Genomic DNA, 14,546 nt, shown 5'->3' with positions numbered 1-14,546 from the left:
GGCCGAGGGGACAGGCACGACGGCCCATTTTCCCATCTCCCTCTCCCCTTTAATTCCTCTATTTCTCACCAATCCTATAATCAACCCTCAAAAAAGGCACCCCAAAGATCTTCATTTTATGCTCAGCAGTGAGCACTCCTCTACTCTGCTCTCTAATAATGAAGTACTCCGATAGCGGCAGCTTGAAGATTGTCTTCCCAACCGCTAAATAAATGCCTGAATCCCCATCACCTTCACTCGAGAGAACCAACCTACCATCCACAGCATCAAGCTGCAAAATGCCAATCATACTAGAAAAAGGAAGTGGAAGTGCTATATTCATATAGGTTCTACCCTCCGTCTCATGCTGTGAATAAATCGCCACAAATACCGTGTTGTTTTCCACCTTACGAATCCAGGCACGAGGACTTTTTCTCCCATCAAGCTCTGGATCTACAGCACGAATCGTATACGTCATTTCAGTAGGTTTACTGGAGATAGGCAGATTTAATTGTTGCATTTGCGTGCTAATCCATTTGTAGCACCAAGCTAGTGGTTTAAACCAAGTTGACCATTTTACAGATGCAACTAGTTGATAACGATCTGTTTGTTCATAAAATTGAACGATGGTATCAGGGAAACATTTTACATCTACAAAATCACTAAGATCCCCTACTAATCCTGGTCGCGGCTCACCTGCTCCTTTTAACTTCCCTCGAATTTGACTCACAGGAAAATCCCATACAGCTTGGTTCGTTTGAGACGGCGCCATCACCCAGCCAAGAACCCCTAACAATCCGAAGACCACACAATTAAAAAAGCCATGGAAAACCAGCATAAAATCTATGCTGACAAACCAGCTTCCAAACGCACTATTGGCCGCATAAAACAAGGAAAAGATGATGGTGATGCCAAGCGCACTATAAGAGAGCCTTATTAAAATTGCCTGCAGTTTGGACGCGAAACTTGTTCGAAATGAAAGAAAGATCAAGCTATAGATGGCAAAAATGCACACCAGTACTGAGATGAATTCCAATATCGGCCAAAACGTAATGCCTATGGCCACGAGCATCGGACCTGCCAAAATACTGCAGACAATGAAGGGATACCACTTTGAAGTGTGTAAACGCCCAAAGAACCCTAGAGAGACCGGGAATAAAAAGGCAGAGTAATGAAAATGAATGGCTGTTAACCAGGTGATCAGCGGACTAAAACCTGTATCAATTTCCGCAATGTACGCGAAGAACCAAAGTCCGCCAACAAATAAGTACATCATACCAATATCAATCGAAATCTCCGCCCAATTGGTAAAGCCGCGTTTAAAGAAACGTTTTATCCCTGTTAGCGCCAAAAAAAAAGTGAAAACTAAGTAGAGGAAGGCTAATACAATTTGCCCTGCGTTGGATGGGACCACATTCAACAAAAAGACAGAGAGCATAGCAATCAAAGTGAAAACAATATGCTTCCTTTTAACTTCCACTAGCAACTGGAGCATGAGAGGAACGAAAATTAACTGGGCAGCTGTCAACATTAACAGGTAGGGCTCGGCTATGAACAGGCTGCTCGCTAGAAAAAAGAACATGCCTGCAAGGGAAATGGGGCTAAATAGACGCTGCTTTAAATTCGCCTTCATAAGCCATCACCCTCCCGACGATTGGATTTCTGATATCCACTTGAATCGTAAACACTTCCCGGGTATCATCAAAACCTTCCTCCACGTTTACCATTCCCTCCAACACCTGAGGAATGGGGACTTCCCGTTTACCTAATAGAAAGCGTTGAGATCCAGATCTAATCTGCATGTATCCTTCTGGTGTCACCCTCATAGATAAATCCGAATAAAATAAGCTTGGCTCCCCTAAGTAATCCTTCACCACTCTGCGCATCGGGTCGATCGTCATGAATGCGTTGAAATTCCGGGTAACTTTTTCAAAATGAAAGGTACGTTCCCAATATATTTCTGTTTCACCGGAGGGCAGTGATCGACAGGTGTTCTTAATCGTAAAGGGCACATCTTTTCCACTTTCAGGAAAAAGGAATTGCCAGCGTGTGGATAGCGTAAGAAAGGGTTTTAACCAAACTGCGCCGCTTTCCATTTTTTTCATCGTGCCTACTGCATAGAAGGGCTTGCCCATTGGAAGTGCATAACGCTCTTGTAGTTTTGGATGGAGTCGATGAAAATCCTCCCCCAATAATTTTTGATAGATGGTCATTTGGAATCGCCCTTTCTTGTGCGCTTGCAACTTGTTGCTGTCGGTACATCCTTTGCTAGTAAAAAGCCGATAATGGAAAGCACCCAGAGACTTGCATTAAACGTAACAGGATTAAATGGGTGCGTCGCAATCGAAGGACTAGCTATCAAGGCACTTGCGGTTAAAATAGGGAAAACGAATATCTGCAATGTGTGTAGATGTCTTTTTTTACGATACAGAAGCCACAGTCCTGCTAATAAGATTTCAAGTAAGCCTATTATTCCCACAGCCTGTACCGCTGCAGCTCCTTCAATAGAACTTAAACTAGAAAACAAGGACACTTCCTCAGGATGTTTAGCGATAAACTTTGGAACTAGTCCTTGATAAAACCACACAAAGAAAAAGAGAATGGAGATTAGTGCGGTACTAAAGAAACGCAGATACTGTGTTCGCGGCGCTTCCCCCTTTTCTACCCAACGCTTCAACACATCAAAGCTAAGAGCTGTCGCCCAGCCCATGACTGGACGGAAAAAAAGATCTAAAAACCGCCCCAATACTCCATAACGAACCTCATAGTCATATTGGGTTAAGAAAGTAATTCCGTTTTCCTCGGGTATGTATCGCCAATACCCTTTCCCTTCACTAATAGGGGAAATCTTTTGGTCTGTACCAAAGTGAAGAGAAGAAGTTTTCGACCCATCCTTCTTGTCATGGGTCCCAATACTTTTACCCCAACCAGCAACCTTCAGTCCACCACCTATTTTCGTTTCATATAAAAAGGACTGCGGACTGTCTTCTGACTCCTTCGGTAAATAGGTAATAGAAGAAAAACGCAAATCCCACTGCTCATGAAGCCTAGGATCCTGCGTCCTCTCCCACACTTCACCTATACCTGCCTCAATCGGAATTTCTACATAAATCGGCTCTTTTTTCATTGATGTCACCTCTACTATTAAAATAACATAAGTTTCCATAGTTTTTGTAAGAATAATAGGGTTTAAAATCAACAGCTTCCTGTAAAATAAAAGTAGCGCATACCCTTGTTACAGGATCAGCGCCACTGAGGAATGCATTGATTTTAATTTTCTCTAATTATCGCTTTATCGCAGCGAAGGAATTTCCTCCTTATCCCCTTGATTCCTAGAATCGAATTCTCGCGAACGAAATATCACTCCATCCTTCTCATCCCATTCGTGAGCATGAAAATTACCATCTTCATCGCAAAATTCCAGTAATACTACTTTCACCTCTATGTGATGTTCAAGCACTACCAACAAAACTTCTATACTTAATGAACCATTCTAATAACAAGTATATGGATAACAAAATAACAGTACCGATTAAATTGATCAAAGGTAACACTAAGTTCATAAAATTGAGTGAAGTAACTTGATTTACTATTAAACTGAAAACCACTATTCCTAACGCTAAAATGGCGTTCGCCGCAAGAAACCTTCTAACTATGAATCTATCTGATCGCCTCTTCAAAAAACAAAATACAACCATTCCAACAAACAAGAGCAAAAAGGATATTTCGAGCGCTTCTGACCACTTACCTAGTTGTCCAATCACGGCACTGTCTTCTGGAGTTAAGCTGCTCTTGGAAAGCCATACCTCAGACATACTCATTCGATAGTGAAACAACCATACATACCCCCCGTAAGTTAAACTCATCAGAGTAAGGTAGACGTACAATAATTTATTGTTATTGCTTGTTAGCTTCAACTTTTATACACTCCTTTCTGGGGACAGGCACGGCGACCCATCGTTCACCTACCTTGCCATATCCACTCATACTAAGTAGTTTACTATTCTTTCACTTTAATCTTTTTTGCATGAGATTGGGCTGGATATGAATCGTCTATTCCGTCTACCCAAGCCTCCACTTCATCCCCTACTTTTACATTAATAGATTTATCATAAGTTAAATATATTAGTGGAATTCCCTCTTCATCTAATTCTCGAGTTGTTTTATCACTTATTTTAGCATATTCACTTTTACTTACATCCTCGGCAACTAACATTCTTCCCTCTTTTATTTCAAGAATATAGCCTCTTATCACCATACTAGACTCTAATGTTTTCTCTTCAATTTGTGTACATCCAGTCACAAGTACCAATAAACTTATTAATAATACAACCGTGCGGAAACATCGAAAAGGCTTCATTAGTACCTCCATTTAGTAAGTCGAGGGGACAGGCACGCCGCCCCATCTTACTTACCCTCAAACTTTTTCTCGTCTCAAAATATGCCCAACAACTACACATACCAGCATTAATCCAATAAATAACCCCGAATCACTACTATCATGATTAAAGAACGTCGGCCCCACATAAAAATTCCATATGAAAATGGATATTGCCATGTACAGCAGTAATTTGTATATCATTTATACACCTACTCATTAAGCATTATTATTTAATTTAGCTACTAAAATAGTGAATACCTTGAAAAACAGCAAACAAGATCACACTTTGAATAAACGTTATGAAAATATCTTTTTTCCAAGTATTATTTTGGGGATACCTGCTTGGAAACCGACTAAATGCTAGGAGTATGGCCCACCAAATAAAAAATCCTAAAATTAATGCAGTAACGTTTTCATACAACAAAGACACCCCCTATTCCCTGTTCTTTATATATAATTTAACATAAACTACCAAAAAATAGAGTTATTTTCAGAAACAAATTATTTTTCCGACTACTCGTTAAATGTTTATGTTAAAATTATCCTAATTATTTTGTAGGGCTGAGGGGACAGGCACGTCGACCCACTTAAATTGTGGGTCACGGTGCCTGTCCCTTTAGACCATAAGGAGAGATCCCCATGAAATTCGTACACATATTCGGCCCCCAAGCAGTTGGGAAGATGACGGTTGGGCAAGAGTTAGCGAAAATAACAGATTTGAAGCTTTTTCATAACCATATGACAATTGATTTAGTTGGGCATTTTTTTGATTACAGCACAAAGGAAGCTAAGCGATTAGTGAATTTGTTCCGCCAGGAGATATTTGAAGAGGTTTCTAAAAGTGATCTGTATGGCATGATGTTCACGTATGTTTGGATGTTTGATATGGAGTCGGATTGGGAGTATGTGAGGAACCTGACCAAACTGTTTGAATCCAGAGGGGCGACTGTTTACTACGTAGAATTAGAGGCAGATCTAGACGAACGACTGAACAGGAACAAAACCCCAAACCGCTTGGAACATAAGCCAAAAAAGCGGGACTTGGAGTGGTCGGAAAATGACTTATTGCAGACACTGGAGAAACATCGATTGAATTCAATGGATGGGGAGATCACTTTTCCTAACTATATCAAGATCAACAATACTGACATGAGTGCGGCGGAAGTGGCTCGGGTCATCAAGGATCAGTTTGATTTTTGAGGAGATGGGCTTGCCCCACTTTCCAATATTGGTGCAAGGGGGGAATTTGAAGAGCACTTTCCCCACCTCTCCTCTCTTTCCCCTTTTTCTTCATTTTCCAATCACCTTATTGAATCGAAGCAGAATGTTCATTCACTTTATTTTCGTCACACCGAATGCAAAGTGGTCAAACAAAATGTTTTCAACAAGTTCTCCCTGCGCGTCTTCACAATCAACAATCATAATCAATTCCGAATGGACGCCTTTTAACAACCGTTGTTTCTTTTTTAAGACCTTTTCCGTAAAGAGACGTATGGCAAAACCTAAAATAAATCCGACACACGCACCTATCAACCCCCAATAAATGGGCCCCCATGCCAATTTAAAACCTATACTGGCACCAATTACTGCAAAAGCGGTCCCGAGTGCTGCTCCGATATCAATAAGAGAAGTTCCATCGGAATGATGAATGGTATCAAATAGTTTATGTTCCTCTTTTCTATTATCAAGAGGTAGGATAAATATCTTTTCCCTTTCAATACCCTTCTTCTCAAGAGTGGAAATAGCCAATTCAATATGAATGGAATGTTTAAATGTAGAAAATAATTGCATCGTCTAGTCCACCTTTTGTCCTTTTAATACTCGAAAGGATGAGGATTGGTACTTATCAATAAAAAAGCCACGCTGTTCTTTATCATATAATTTATTATTTTCAACCGTGTTAATATACGAATCAAAAATGGCAAAACCGTATAGAGATGGAAAGAACAGTAGCCATTCTGGATTAATTACCGACGTAGCCTTATCGATTTCCCCTAAAAACAATAAAGATATAGCTTCCAGGCCGTGAGAGTAATAAAAAAAGACAACCAACCAAACGATAACGAAGAATGCAGTTACAATTCTATGTAGATAAAGTTGACCTAATCCTGGTATAAAAAGGGACCAAAGGACTGCCATAACTGGATTTCGTTTATCTAAATAATTGATTTCTAGTGCACCTATACTAAAAGAATTGAACCTATGCTCTTCCCGTTCTGCCAACACAAAGACTTTATTCATATCAACCGTTGTACGATAGCTATCCCAGATTGCAAATATATAGACTGGAATATAAATTAATAACCATTGGGTATCTAAAATATCTTTAGCTTTATCGATGTCCCCTTGAAAAGAATAGATCATGGCTAAATTAACATGGGATTTAATATTGATTAAAACTTCCCAGATAAACAGCACAAATCCCCGAAGATATTTGGACAAAAGCAGATGGCCAAAACCAGGAAAAGCAGCACTCCACCAAGCGATGATATAAGGGTTTCTAAGATGAAGTTGAGTCGTTCCCAGTATACTGACATGCGCTCTATACCTTCTTGCTGTGTTGTCATTATTACTAAAATTCTCCATGATGTTCTCCTTTAACAAAAGCCTATTATCCGTATGTTCCCTCAATCTTTTTCTTTTATGTAGCACCGATTAAGAACCAACCTCTAGGAGAATGGTGGAGTTTAAGAGTTACTTGAATGGTTAAATGAAGAGCAGAAAGGAATATTTACCATTCTTCCGGTAAAAAATATACGAAATCATATTTTGGAGGTTCCACAATGACTAGTGCAATAGAGGCCATAGCAGCCATCCTAAAAAATTTCACAGATGAAGAGCCTAAACTACCTTTACATGTTGGGGAAGTAATGGATCTTTGGACGGCTTTTACAGCGTTTAAGGAGTCACATACTCTTTATCAGGTTGCACTCAACAGCACCATTGATAGAGACTTGAAAGCCATGTTGGAGGATGCATTGGACGGCAGCCTGTCTGACACAAAACGGATAGAAAATTTCCTCGTTAAAGAAGGCGTCCCATTACCCCTTGTTAATCCCAATAAGCCTGTATCCGATCCGAGTGCTGTTCCCGAGGGGGTAAAACTGACCGAGGATGAAATTGCAAATCTTATTGCAGCTAAAGTTGCCACTTCCATTACCTTTTGTGCCCAAGCAATGTCCAAAACGGTTCGAACCGATGTTGGGCTTTTGTTCTTTTCCATACAGGTTCATCTAATGAAGTTTGCCGCACCACTGAAGAATTTAATGAAGTCCAGGGGATGGTTAAGGGTTCCTCCCAAATACAGTCCACCTGGTGCTCCACATCCACCTAGTTGACTCCTTATTAATTCCCCTCCATGTCTTACGTTTAGGTTGGAAGAAAGAAGTAAATATACAAAGTATATATACATTAAGGAGGGATTTGTTTGAAAAGTAATCATTCCATGCCTAAGGAAGAAGGACTGGATCACAGCCTGAAATTATTATCAGAAGGATACCAGTTCATTATGAACCGCCGTCATATGTTCCACTCTAATATCTTTGAAACAACTCTTCTAGCAGAAAAAGCAATTTGCTTGACTGGTAAAGAAGCTGCAAAAATATTTTATGACAATGAGAAATTTAAACGAAAAGACGCAGCTCCAAAACGATTGCAAAAGACACTCTTCGGTGAAGGCGGCGTGCAGTCGATGGACGGTGACTCGCACCATCATCGAAAAGCGATGTTTATGTCCCTTATGACAAAAGATAGCTTGAAGGAGATTACGATACTTACAAGAAAAGCATGGGAAAATGCCGCCCTAAAATGGGAGCGCGAGGACGAAATTGTTTTATACATAGAAGCAAAGAAAATTCTTACACAGGTTGCCTGTGAGTGGACGGGCGTCCCTCTTCCGGAAGATAAAGTGGAGAAGTTCTCCGTGCAACTGGGAGATATGTATGAATCCGCTGCTGCAATCGGGTTAAAGCATTGGAAAGGACGCCGATCCCGCTCCAGTGTAGAGAGCTGGTTGGAGGACCTGGTAGACGAAGTCCGGGAGAAAAAAATAGAGGTGCCAAAAGACAAAGCCCTCTATCAATTCTCCATGCATCGCGACCTCAATGGCGAACTTCTTGATAAAGAAATCGTTGCAGTGGAATTACTGAATCTCTTGCGTCCGATTGTGGCTATTTCTGTTTATGTTTGCTTTTCCGCTCTTGCAGTCCATCAGTATCCAGAGGAAGCTGCAAAATTGCACAAAGGAGAAAGCGCAAGTCTCCAACGATTTGTACAGGAAGTTCGCCGCTTCTATCCTTTCTTCCCCTTTACCGCAGCAAGAGTGAAGCAAGACTTTACTTGGAATGATTATAAGTTTGAAAAAGACACGCTTACCCTCTTAGACTTGTACGGAACAAATCATCATCCGGAAGATTGGGAGAACCCAGAACGCTTTGAGCCCGACCGCTTCAAAACCTGGAACAAAAGTCCATTTGATTTTATCCCCCAAGGTGGCGGGGAATACGATATCGGTCACCGATGCGCCGGGGAATGGCTGACTGTTGATATCATGAATGTCAGCCTGGACTTCCTAGTGAATGATTTAGAATATGACTTACCAGAACAAGATTTGAGCTTCAGTATGTCCCAAATCCCAAGCTTGCCAGAGAGCAAAATCGTGATGCGGGTTAAGGGGACAGGCACGCCTACCCAGTAACACCGTAGAACAGAGGATTTTTCTCATAAAAAATGCCTAAAGACCATGATCTTTGGGCATTTTTATTTAGACCTAGCTTTCAGTATGAGAAAATGCGGATTTGTCATGAGATAGTGATACGCTTCCTCCTTAACCTCCCTCATCTTCTCGTGAGGTTTGGGTTCAATCAGCTTTTCCAGCTCAAAAAATCGAGTAGTTTCATTGACTATATCCTCCATCGGCCTCCTATAAAAACTAACTTCAATGGTGATATTCGGCTTTTGCCACGTTTCTGTTAGTAGTTTGGCTTTAAAGTAATCTTCACAATGGAATCTCGTGTAGTCCATGAATGGATGATGAATCGAAAATAAAAATGTTCCGCCGGGTTTTAACAATCGACTGAACTCTCGGAACGTCAAGGTCCACTCCTTCAGATAGTGCAGCGTAAGCGAGCTGATAATCACATCAAAAGAATTGTCCTCAAAAGGCAGAGGCTCTTGGAGATCGTGACAAAGAAACATCGCTTCATCCCCTACCCGTTCCTTTGCGGCTTTTATCATATCCGGACTGAGGTCTATCCCCGTTACCTCTGCACCACGATGCACCAATTGAGAAGCATACCAGCCAGCCGAACAACCGGCGTCCAACACTTTTTTACCTGTTAGGTTTTGCGGCAAGGCTGCCATCATTGCCGGCCTTTCGTAGTAAGCGTTATAAGGGCTTCCTTCATCTGTATCATTTTGATAAGTTTGAGCTAGCTTGTTATAGGTTTCTGTTGTGGGGTTGATCATTTAATCTCTCCTCTCATTTTAAAAGCAGAATACAATTACTTCACATCCACCACTTCATAGCTTCGATCCTGTTTAGTGATTCCATCCATTTTACAAGAACCTTTATAGATGTGAAGCTTCGATTTTTCCCCCACTATTGCTACAGGGAAGTAGTCTGCCTCTTCAACGATCGTCTTAAATCTCTTCGGCGCAATTTCTATATCTAGCTCATGACCAATCAGTGCGTAATCATAGTTGCTTACGGAGTAGCAATGCTTCAAAATTTCAATAAACGTTTCCTGTACCTCATTTAAATCAGATTGGCAGACACCCACCAATCTCATATTTACAAGAAATCCATAAAAATCAATTTCTTCCGTTATGGTAATCGTTAGCTTCTCCCCTTCGATGCCCAAATCCTTCCCTGGCATTTCAATTGTAAGGTAGTAGTTCGAAAGCAAGTCTAGAACTCCACGGTTACTAAGTACTCTCTCTTCCACCCACTCTTCTCCATCCACGTCCGTGCTATATGTAACCTTCAAACCTTTGTTCTCCTCTGTGTAGAAAAAATCAAGAAATGCAAGGAGATACTCTTTCATATCTTTATTTTTGGAATAGACGGTGGCGATATTTATATAACCCCCACCACTTTCTATGCCCTCCTCTTCATGGTATTTGTCATATTCTTTATTAAAAGTACTCTTGAGACTAACTATATTTTTTTCACTTGAAACAATATCCAGCACATCTCCATTTGCATATATAAGGTACTCTTTATTGTAAAAAGTGCTATATAATTCTCGTTGCGACCCTCTGGAAAACGCTAGAATGTATGAATAGAGGTGGTCGGTTAATATATTCTTAATGGTGGTATAGAAACAGGTACATTCTAGATCCTCATTCCAGACGCTGTTCTTGCAGAGTTGTCATCGCAAAGCGGATCCTTTGCGTAACCTCTACTTGAAAGTAGGGTGTCGATGGGTGGTTTATATATACATCTTTAAAGATTTTCAAGTTTACTTTTCCTCATTTCCTTCTTCAATTAATGTTACCAAACACGCTAGAGCATAATTACATCTTAATATTGAAACCAAATCTCTTAAAGCACGTATACCTATATAACGTAAAATCATGCAAGTAGGTTGAGAGAGGGGATACAAAAAATGAGTGAACAAGAATGCTTAAAATGTGGAGGCATGGAATTTGCCGAGGGAACAGATTATATGCCTATTAAAACGAGTAAACTAGCTCTGACTGGCTCCCACAAAATCTATACCTTTTGTCTAAGCTGTGGCGAAGTTTATTCCATCCGAATAGAGAATACTACAATCTTTAAGAAGGGGTGATGGGCTTCTAAACCTACACTCCGTCAGAAGGAGGAGAGGTTTTTTAGTTTAATCAACCTTGTTTTAGGTGTGAAGTGGAGAATTAAAGGAGGCAAAATGAACAACCTTCAGTTTACCTATCAATTCATAAATGAGCCCAACGCGATTTTCAATAAACACTCTAGAGATGTTCCTACCATCCTTTCTATTGATGCAACTCTTATAGTGAAAATTAAGGATGAAACCTATTTCGAGGCGGAAATCGCTATTCTAGAATTCTACAAAGCACTTTTAAAATGGAAACAAAAGGCGACTACTTCCCACATTCCATCGTTCCATTACTATTCCATCGAGTATCACGATTACGAGGACGGTGCAATTCTTTCCATGCTGCCTTTTGCAGACAAGGCTAGGATCACAACCATTTGGTCAGAAGTCGATATTTATAATGTCTTTGAACAGTCTTATGCCGTTTCAAAGCTTATGGAGTTAGAGTCTGCACTTAGAAAAGATCTCGAGGACTATTTCCAGATTGATTTGGAGAAGTTCGCGCGACACATTCCTTTTGTTAAGGATACTATTTTATAGAGGTGACACCATGCCAATAAAAGGAATTAATCATTTTTTATTTTCCGTTTCTGATTTAGAAGTTTCTATAGAATTTTATAAAAATGTATTTGATGCAAAATTGTTGCTAAAGGGTAGAAACACTGCATATTTTGATTTAAATGGAATGTGGCTAGCTCTCAATGTAGAGAAAGATATACCTCGTAATGAAATATACCAATCCTATACACATACTGCATTTTCCATTGAAGAAGAAGAGTTTGATGAAATCTACGAGAAACTAAGGAAATTAAATGTGAACATCTTATCAGGTCGTCCAAGAGATGAACGAGATAAAAAGTCCATTTATTTTACGGACCCAGATGGTCATAAATTTGAATTTCATTCAGGTACACTACAGGATAGATTGGATTACTATGCAAAAGAGAAAATACATATGGAATTTTTTGATTAGAAATGCGGAGGAAAGCAAATGGATAATAAGGCTATTAAAATCAGAAAAGCAATTTTATCAGATACAAAAGGGATAGCTAAAGTACATGTCGAGAGTTGGAAAACAACATATGCTAATATTGTTCCAGATGAATACTTGAACAATTTAACTTATGAAAGTCGGGAACAAATATGGATAAACAGCATTCCTAATGGCGGTGTATATGTAGCCGAAAATAATGAAGGCGAAATAGTTGGTTTTTCTTCTGGTGGTAAAGAGCGAAGTGGTAAATATGATGGTTTCGATGGGGAATTATATGCCATCTATATTTTAAAGGAGTATCAGGGACAAGGTATTGGAAAAGCACTTATTCAACCAATCATAGACGAACTCATAGGAATGGGATTAAACACCATGCTTGTTCTTGTTTTAAAAGATAATGTTTCGCGTTTATTTTACGAAGCTCTAGGTGGCAAGAAAATAGATGAACTTGAAGTTCAAATGGTGGGAAAGAAACTTACAGAAGTAGTGTATGGTTGGGAAAATGTTAAGGATGTATTTTAAGATGTAGCCGAGGGGACAGGCACGACGACCCATTTTAGATTGGGTCACGGTGTCTGTCCCCTCGATTCTTTTTTGTAACTTTTCCTCTCCCCGTCCGTTGTAATAGTAAAGAGATAAGAAAGGGGTGGGGGGTATGAATCATCTCGGTAGGAAACAGCGGATTAATGATTGGTATGAGACCTATAGCAATGATGTGTTTAATTATGCTTTTTTTATGATTGGGGAGCGGGAGCAGGCGTTGGATATTGTGCAGGATACGTTTGTTCGCGCTTATAATCATTTGGAAAATTTTCAAGGTGGTCGTGAGAAAAGCTGGTTATTCCGGATTGCGCGTAACCTAACCATAGATTTTATACGAAAAAATAGAACAATAGCAAACTATTTGAGCTTTCTCCCCTTTGGGATGCATGATGAAAAGTCAGCAGAGGATATCGCCATCTTGAATGAGTCCGAAAAGCAGCTCTATTTAGCCATAAGTAAAATCAAACCTTCCTTTAGGGATGTTATTATTTTACGTAAAATTAAGGAGTTTTCTATAGGTGAGACAGCAGAGATTTTGGGGTGTTCCGAGGCAAAGGTAAAGGTTGATTTATTCCGGGCCTTGAAAGTCCTGCGAAAAGAACTGGAAAAGGAGGGGTTCCGTTATGAAGCAATCTAATGACTTCCGATCCTTAAATCAAAAAGTTGCGATGAGCGAAAAGGAACGAGAGAAGGTTCAAGAACAGATAAATTCTAGAATGAGTGCTTCGCCTGAGGTGAGGAAAGCCTCCACTCCACGTAAGTATTATTTTGCATTAGCTTCGGCTGCGCTGATATTTCTGCTTATTTTAATCCCGGCGATTTTTAATAACTTGGAGAGGCCGAGTGAGAGTGTAGTTGTTGCAGATGAAATTCAGACAGAAAGACTTGAGGAGATTCTTACTCCTTATATGTACGAGGAAATCATTCATCAAGAGAATGTAGAGCATGGCGTGGTTGTTTTTTTCACCCAGCAAACTAATAAAGAAGAAAGATATACGCAAATACATGCCTTATTCATTCAGAGAACGCAGGATGGCTGGATGGAAACGTTTGATAGAGGTAGTCATTCCTTTTTGGAAAAGGAGGAGCTCAGTCAACAATTATTATCTCCTTCCACGGAAGAATCTCCATTCCCTCTAGTGTTTGGTAAGATAATCAATCCAGAAATAGCAGAAGTGATTGTGAGCAGGGGTGAAAGCGAACAAAAATACCCTGTAGAAATTATTACAACTGAGAACGGAGAAAGATATTGGTTTTCTTTTGTGGATGTGGATCCTGATATGATGTTTGAAATTTATGGCTTGACTGAGGAAGGGCAACCTATCTATTCAATAAATACTATTTATCCAGATTCGTTAAGTACCGTACTCGAAGAAGCAAATCCAAACGCAGAGAACTTCGAGCTGTCCAATGAAGAAATGGAAGTCTACCAGCTACTAAAAACGGAGTTCGATACACAACTTTTAATGGACCTCTCCCCTGTCAGCATCGCCAAGCTTTATGTGCAGGCTGCTCTGGAAGAGGAAAGGGAATTAAAATATGAACTTTACACAGACAGGCAGGACATGATGCAAATTGATAAAGAGGAATACTTGAGCGAAATGGGTCATTCTTCGGCTGAACAAATCCGCGAGACGTTCTTCGGAATCCAGGATGGCATCTTCCATGACCGAGGGGATAGTGGATACATCAGCTATACGAACCTCTATGGTCAAGAATGGGGCTTTCAAATGGTGAAAGAAGAAGACGGCAGTTGGGCCGTGTCATTTATGCCGATCCAGTAGCGAGGAGAGTTGAGGGGACAGGCACGAGGACCCACCACGGGTCATAG

The 14,546-nt window shown here is 40.2% G+C and carries 16 protein-coding genes and 1 pseudogene; 8 read left to right on the top strand and 9 right to left on the bottom strand.

Going from position 1 to position 14,546, the window contains the following annotated elements; genetic code table 11:
- Positions 1-58 precede the first annotated feature (58 nt).
- From K7887_RS02845 to K7887_RS02825, 5 genes and pseudogenes are all read right to left on the bottom strand, one after another.
- Entirely contained in the window at positions 59-1,612 is a 1,554-nt protein-coding gene (locus K7887_RS02845; protein WP_223492083.1) for a YndJ family protein, read from the bottom strand.
- Positions 1,581-2,192: a DUF4166 domain-containing protein gene (locus K7887_RS02840; RefSeq protein WP_223492082.1), complete on the bottom strand. Its 612-nt coding sequence runs from the start codon at positions 2,190-2,192 to the stop codon at positions 1,581-1,583. The genes K7887_RS02845 and K7887_RS02840 overlap by 32 nt, the downstream gene beginning before the upstream one ends.
- On the bottom strand, positions 2,189-3,106 hold the full coding sequence (locus tag K7887_RS02835; protein ID WP_223492081.1) for a DoxX-like family protein: 918 nt from the start codon (positions 3,104-3,106) through the stop codon (positions 2,189-2,191). Before K7887_RS02835 ends, K7887_RS02840 begins: the two co-directional genes overlap by 4 nt.
- 165 nt (positions 3,107-3,271) lie before the next feature.
- Positions 3,272-3,415, bottom strand: a pseudogene (locus K7887_RS02830) (class I SAM-dependent methyltransferase); the annotation flags it as partial.
- Positions 3,416-3,979: 564 nt separating this feature from the next.
- The gene (locus K7887_RS02825; RefSeq protein WP_223492080.1) at positions 3,980-4,339 is read right to left on the bottom strand and encodes a DUF3221 domain-containing protein; all 360 of its coding nucleotides are present in this window, start codon (positions 4,337-4,339) and stop codon (positions 3,980-3,982) included.
- Between the two features lie 660 nt (positions 4,340-4,999).
- Here K7887_RS02825 and K7887_RS02820 point away from each other — a divergent pair.
- A complete protein-coding gene (locus K7887_RS02820; protein ID WP_223492079.1) occupies positions 5,000-5,560 on the top strand; it encodes a DEAD/DEAH box helicase family protein in 561 nt (186 codons plus the stop codon).
- A gap of 132 nt (positions 5,561-5,692) precedes the next feature.
- On the opposite strand, the gene K7887_RS02815 is transcribed toward K7887_RS02820, so the two are convergent.
- Positions 5,693-6,151 (bottom strand): Z-ring associated ZapG family protein, encoded by a 459-nt coding sequence (locus K7887_RS02815; RefSeq protein ID WP_223492078.1) that lies wholly within the window; start codon positions 6,149-6,151, stop codon positions 5,693-5,695.
- 3 nt (positions 6,152-6,154) lie between these two features.
- Positions 6,155-6,946 carry a hypothetical protein gene (locus K7887_RS02810; protein WP_223492077.1) on the bottom strand — a complete coding sequence of 264 codons (792 nt, stop codon included), beginning with the start codon at positions 6,944-6,946 and terminating at the stop codon, positions 6,155-6,157.
- A 197-nt stretch (positions 6,947-7,143) separates the two neighbouring features.
- Here K7887_RS02810 and K7887_RS02805 point away from each other — a divergent pair, with 197 nt between their 5' ends.
- Together K7887_RS02805 and K7887_RS02800 are read left to right on the top strand one after the other, a co-directional pair.
- Complete coding sequence (locus K7887_RS02805) at positions 7,144-7,698, top strand: DUF3231 family protein (protein ID WP_223492076.1); 555 nt, start codon at positions 7,144-7,146, stop codon at positions 7,696-7,698.
- An 89-nt stretch (positions 7,699-7,787) separates the two neighbouring features.
- Complete coding sequence (locus tag K7887_RS02800; protein WP_223492075.1) at positions 7,788-9,056, top strand: CYP152 family fatty-acid peroxygenase CypC; 1,269 nt, start codon at positions 7,788-7,790, stop codon at positions 9,054-9,056.
- Positions 9,057-9,118: 62 nt separating this feature from the next.
- Here K7887_RS02800 and K7887_RS02795 read toward each other — a convergent pair whose 3' ends face one another.
- Both K7887_RS02795 and K7887_RS02790 read right to left on the bottom strand, forming a co-directional pair.
- Positions 9,119-9,826, bottom strand: coding sequence for a class I SAM-dependent methyltransferase (locus K7887_RS02795; protein WP_223492074.1), 708 nt, complete (start codon positions 9,824-9,826; stop codon positions 9,119-9,121).
- 35 nt (positions 9,827-9,861) lie between these two features.
- Positions 9,862-10,404 (bottom strand): Imm64 family immunity protein, encoded by a 543-nt coding sequence (locus tag K7887_RS02790; protein ID WP_223493565.1) that lies wholly within the window; start codon positions 10,402-10,404, stop codon positions 9,862-9,864.
- 843 nt (positions 10,405-11,247) lie between these two features.
- Between K7887_RS02790 and K7887_RS02785 the strand changes: the two genes are divergently transcribed.
- The 5 genes from K7887_RS02785 to K7887_RS02765 all read left to right on the top strand — a co-directional run bounded on the left by K7887_RS02785 (position 11,248) and on the right by K7887_RS02765 (position 14,499).
- Positions 11,248-11,718 (top strand): DUF7878 domain-containing protein, encoded by a 471-nt coding sequence (locus K7887_RS02785; protein WP_223492073.1) that lies wholly within the window; start codon positions 11,248-11,250, stop codon positions 11,716-11,718.
- A 10-nt stretch (positions 11,719-11,728) separates the two neighbouring features.
- Positions 11,729-12,151: a FosM family fosfomycin resistance protein gene (gene fosM, locus K7887_RS02780; RefSeq protein WP_223492072.1), complete on the top strand. Its 423-nt coding sequence runs from the start codon at positions 11,729-11,731 to the stop codon at positions 12,149-12,151.
- An 18-nt stretch (positions 12,152-12,169) separates the two neighbouring features.
- The gene (locus tag K7887_RS02775; RefSeq protein WP_223492071.1) at positions 12,170-12,694 is read left to right on the top strand and encodes a GNAT family N-acetyltransferase; all 525 of its coding nucleotides are present in this window, start codon (positions 12,170-12,172) and stop codon (positions 12,692-12,694) included.
- A 133-nt stretch (positions 12,695-12,827) separates the two neighbouring features.
- Positions 12,828-13,352 carry an RNA polymerase sigma factor gene (locus K7887_RS02770; RefSeq protein ID WP_223492070.1) on the top strand — a complete coding sequence of 175 codons (525 nt, stop codon included), beginning with the start codon at positions 12,828-12,830 and terminating at the stop codon, positions 13,350-13,352.
- The gene (locus tag K7887_RS02765) at positions 13,339-14,499 is read left to right on the top strand and encodes a hypothetical protein (RefSeq protein ID WP_223492069.1); all 1,161 of its coding nucleotides are present in this window, start codon (positions 13,339-13,341) and stop codon (positions 14,497-14,499) included. Before K7887_RS02770 ends, K7887_RS02765 begins: the two co-directional genes overlap by 14 nt.
- The last annotated feature ends 47 nt before the right edge of the window (positions 14,500-14,546 follow it).

This window comes from Sutcliffiella horikoshii (assembly GCF_019931755.1).
GTDB classification, from domain to species: domain Bacteria; phylum Bacillota; class Bacilli; order Bacillales; family Bacillaceae_I; genus Sutcliffiella_A; species Sutcliffiella_A horikoshii_E.
The sequence above is the reverse complement of the archived record's forward strand: the minus strand, read 5'-3'. Positions and strand labels throughout refer to the sequence as shown.

What these genes read in the sequence shown, in the direction of transcription:
- K7887_RS02845 (WP_223492083.1), bottom strand. Translation starts at nt 1,612, where the DNA reads ATGAAGGCGAATTTAAAGCAGCGTCTATTTAGCCCCATTTCCCTTGCA.
- K7887_RS02840 (WP_223492082.1), bottom strand. Translation starts at nt 2,192, where the DNA reads ATGACCATCTATCAAAAATTATTGGGGGAGGATTTTCATCGACTCCAT.
- K7887_RS02835 (WP_223492081.1), bottom strand. Translation starts at nt 3,106, where the DNA reads ATGAAAAAAGAGCCGATTTATGTAGAAATTCCGATTGAGGCAGGTATA.
- K7887_RS02825 (WP_223492080.1), bottom strand. Translation starts at nt 4,339, where the DNA reads ATGAAGCCTTTTCGATGTTTCCGCACGGTTGTATTATTAATAAGTTTA.
- K7887_RS02820 (WP_223492079.1), top strand. Translation starts at nt 5,000, where the DNA reads ATGAAATTCGTACACATATTCGGCCCCCAAGCAGTTGGGAAGATGACG.
- K7887_RS02815 (WP_223492078.1), bottom strand. Translation starts at nt 6,151, where the DNA reads ATGCAATTATTTTCTACATTTAAACATTCCATTCATATTGAATTGGCT.
- K7887_RS02810 (WP_223492077.1), bottom strand. Translation starts at nt 6,946, where the DNA reads ATGGAGAATTTTAGTAATAATGACAACACAGCAAGAAGGTATAGAGCG.
- K7887_RS02805 (WP_223492076.1), top strand. Translation starts at nt 7,144, where the DNA reads ATGACTAGTGCAATAGAGGCCATAGCAGCCATCCTAAAAAATTTCACA.
- K7887_RS02795 (WP_223492074.1), bottom strand. Translation starts at nt 9,826, where the DNA reads ATGATCAACCCCACAACAGAAACCTATAACAAGCTAGCTCAAACTTAT.
- K7887_RS02790 (WP_223493565.1), bottom strand. Translation starts at nt 10,404, where the DNA reads ATGAAAGAGTATCTCCTTGCATTTCTTGATTTTTTCTACACAGAGGAG.
- K7887_RS02785 (WP_223492073.1), top strand. Translation starts at nt 11,248, where the DNA reads ATGAACAACCTTCAGTTTACCTATCAATTCATAAATGAGCCCAACGCG.
- fosM (WP_223492072.1), top strand. Translation starts at nt 11,729, where the DNA reads ATGCCAATAAAAGGAATTAATCATTTTTTATTTTCCGTTTCTGATTTA.
- K7887_RS02775 (WP_223492071.1), top strand. Translation starts at nt 12,170, where the DNA reads ATGGATAATAAGGCTATTAAAATCAGAAAAGCAATTTTATCAGATACA.
- K7887_RS02770 (WP_223492070.1), top strand. Translation starts at nt 12,828, where the DNA reads ATGAATCATCTCGGTAGGAAACAGCGGATTAATGATTGGTATGAGACC.
- K7887_RS02765 (WP_223492069.1), top strand. Translation starts at nt 13,339, where the DNA reads ATGAAGCAATCTAATGACTTCCGATCCTTAAATCAAAAAGTTGCGATG.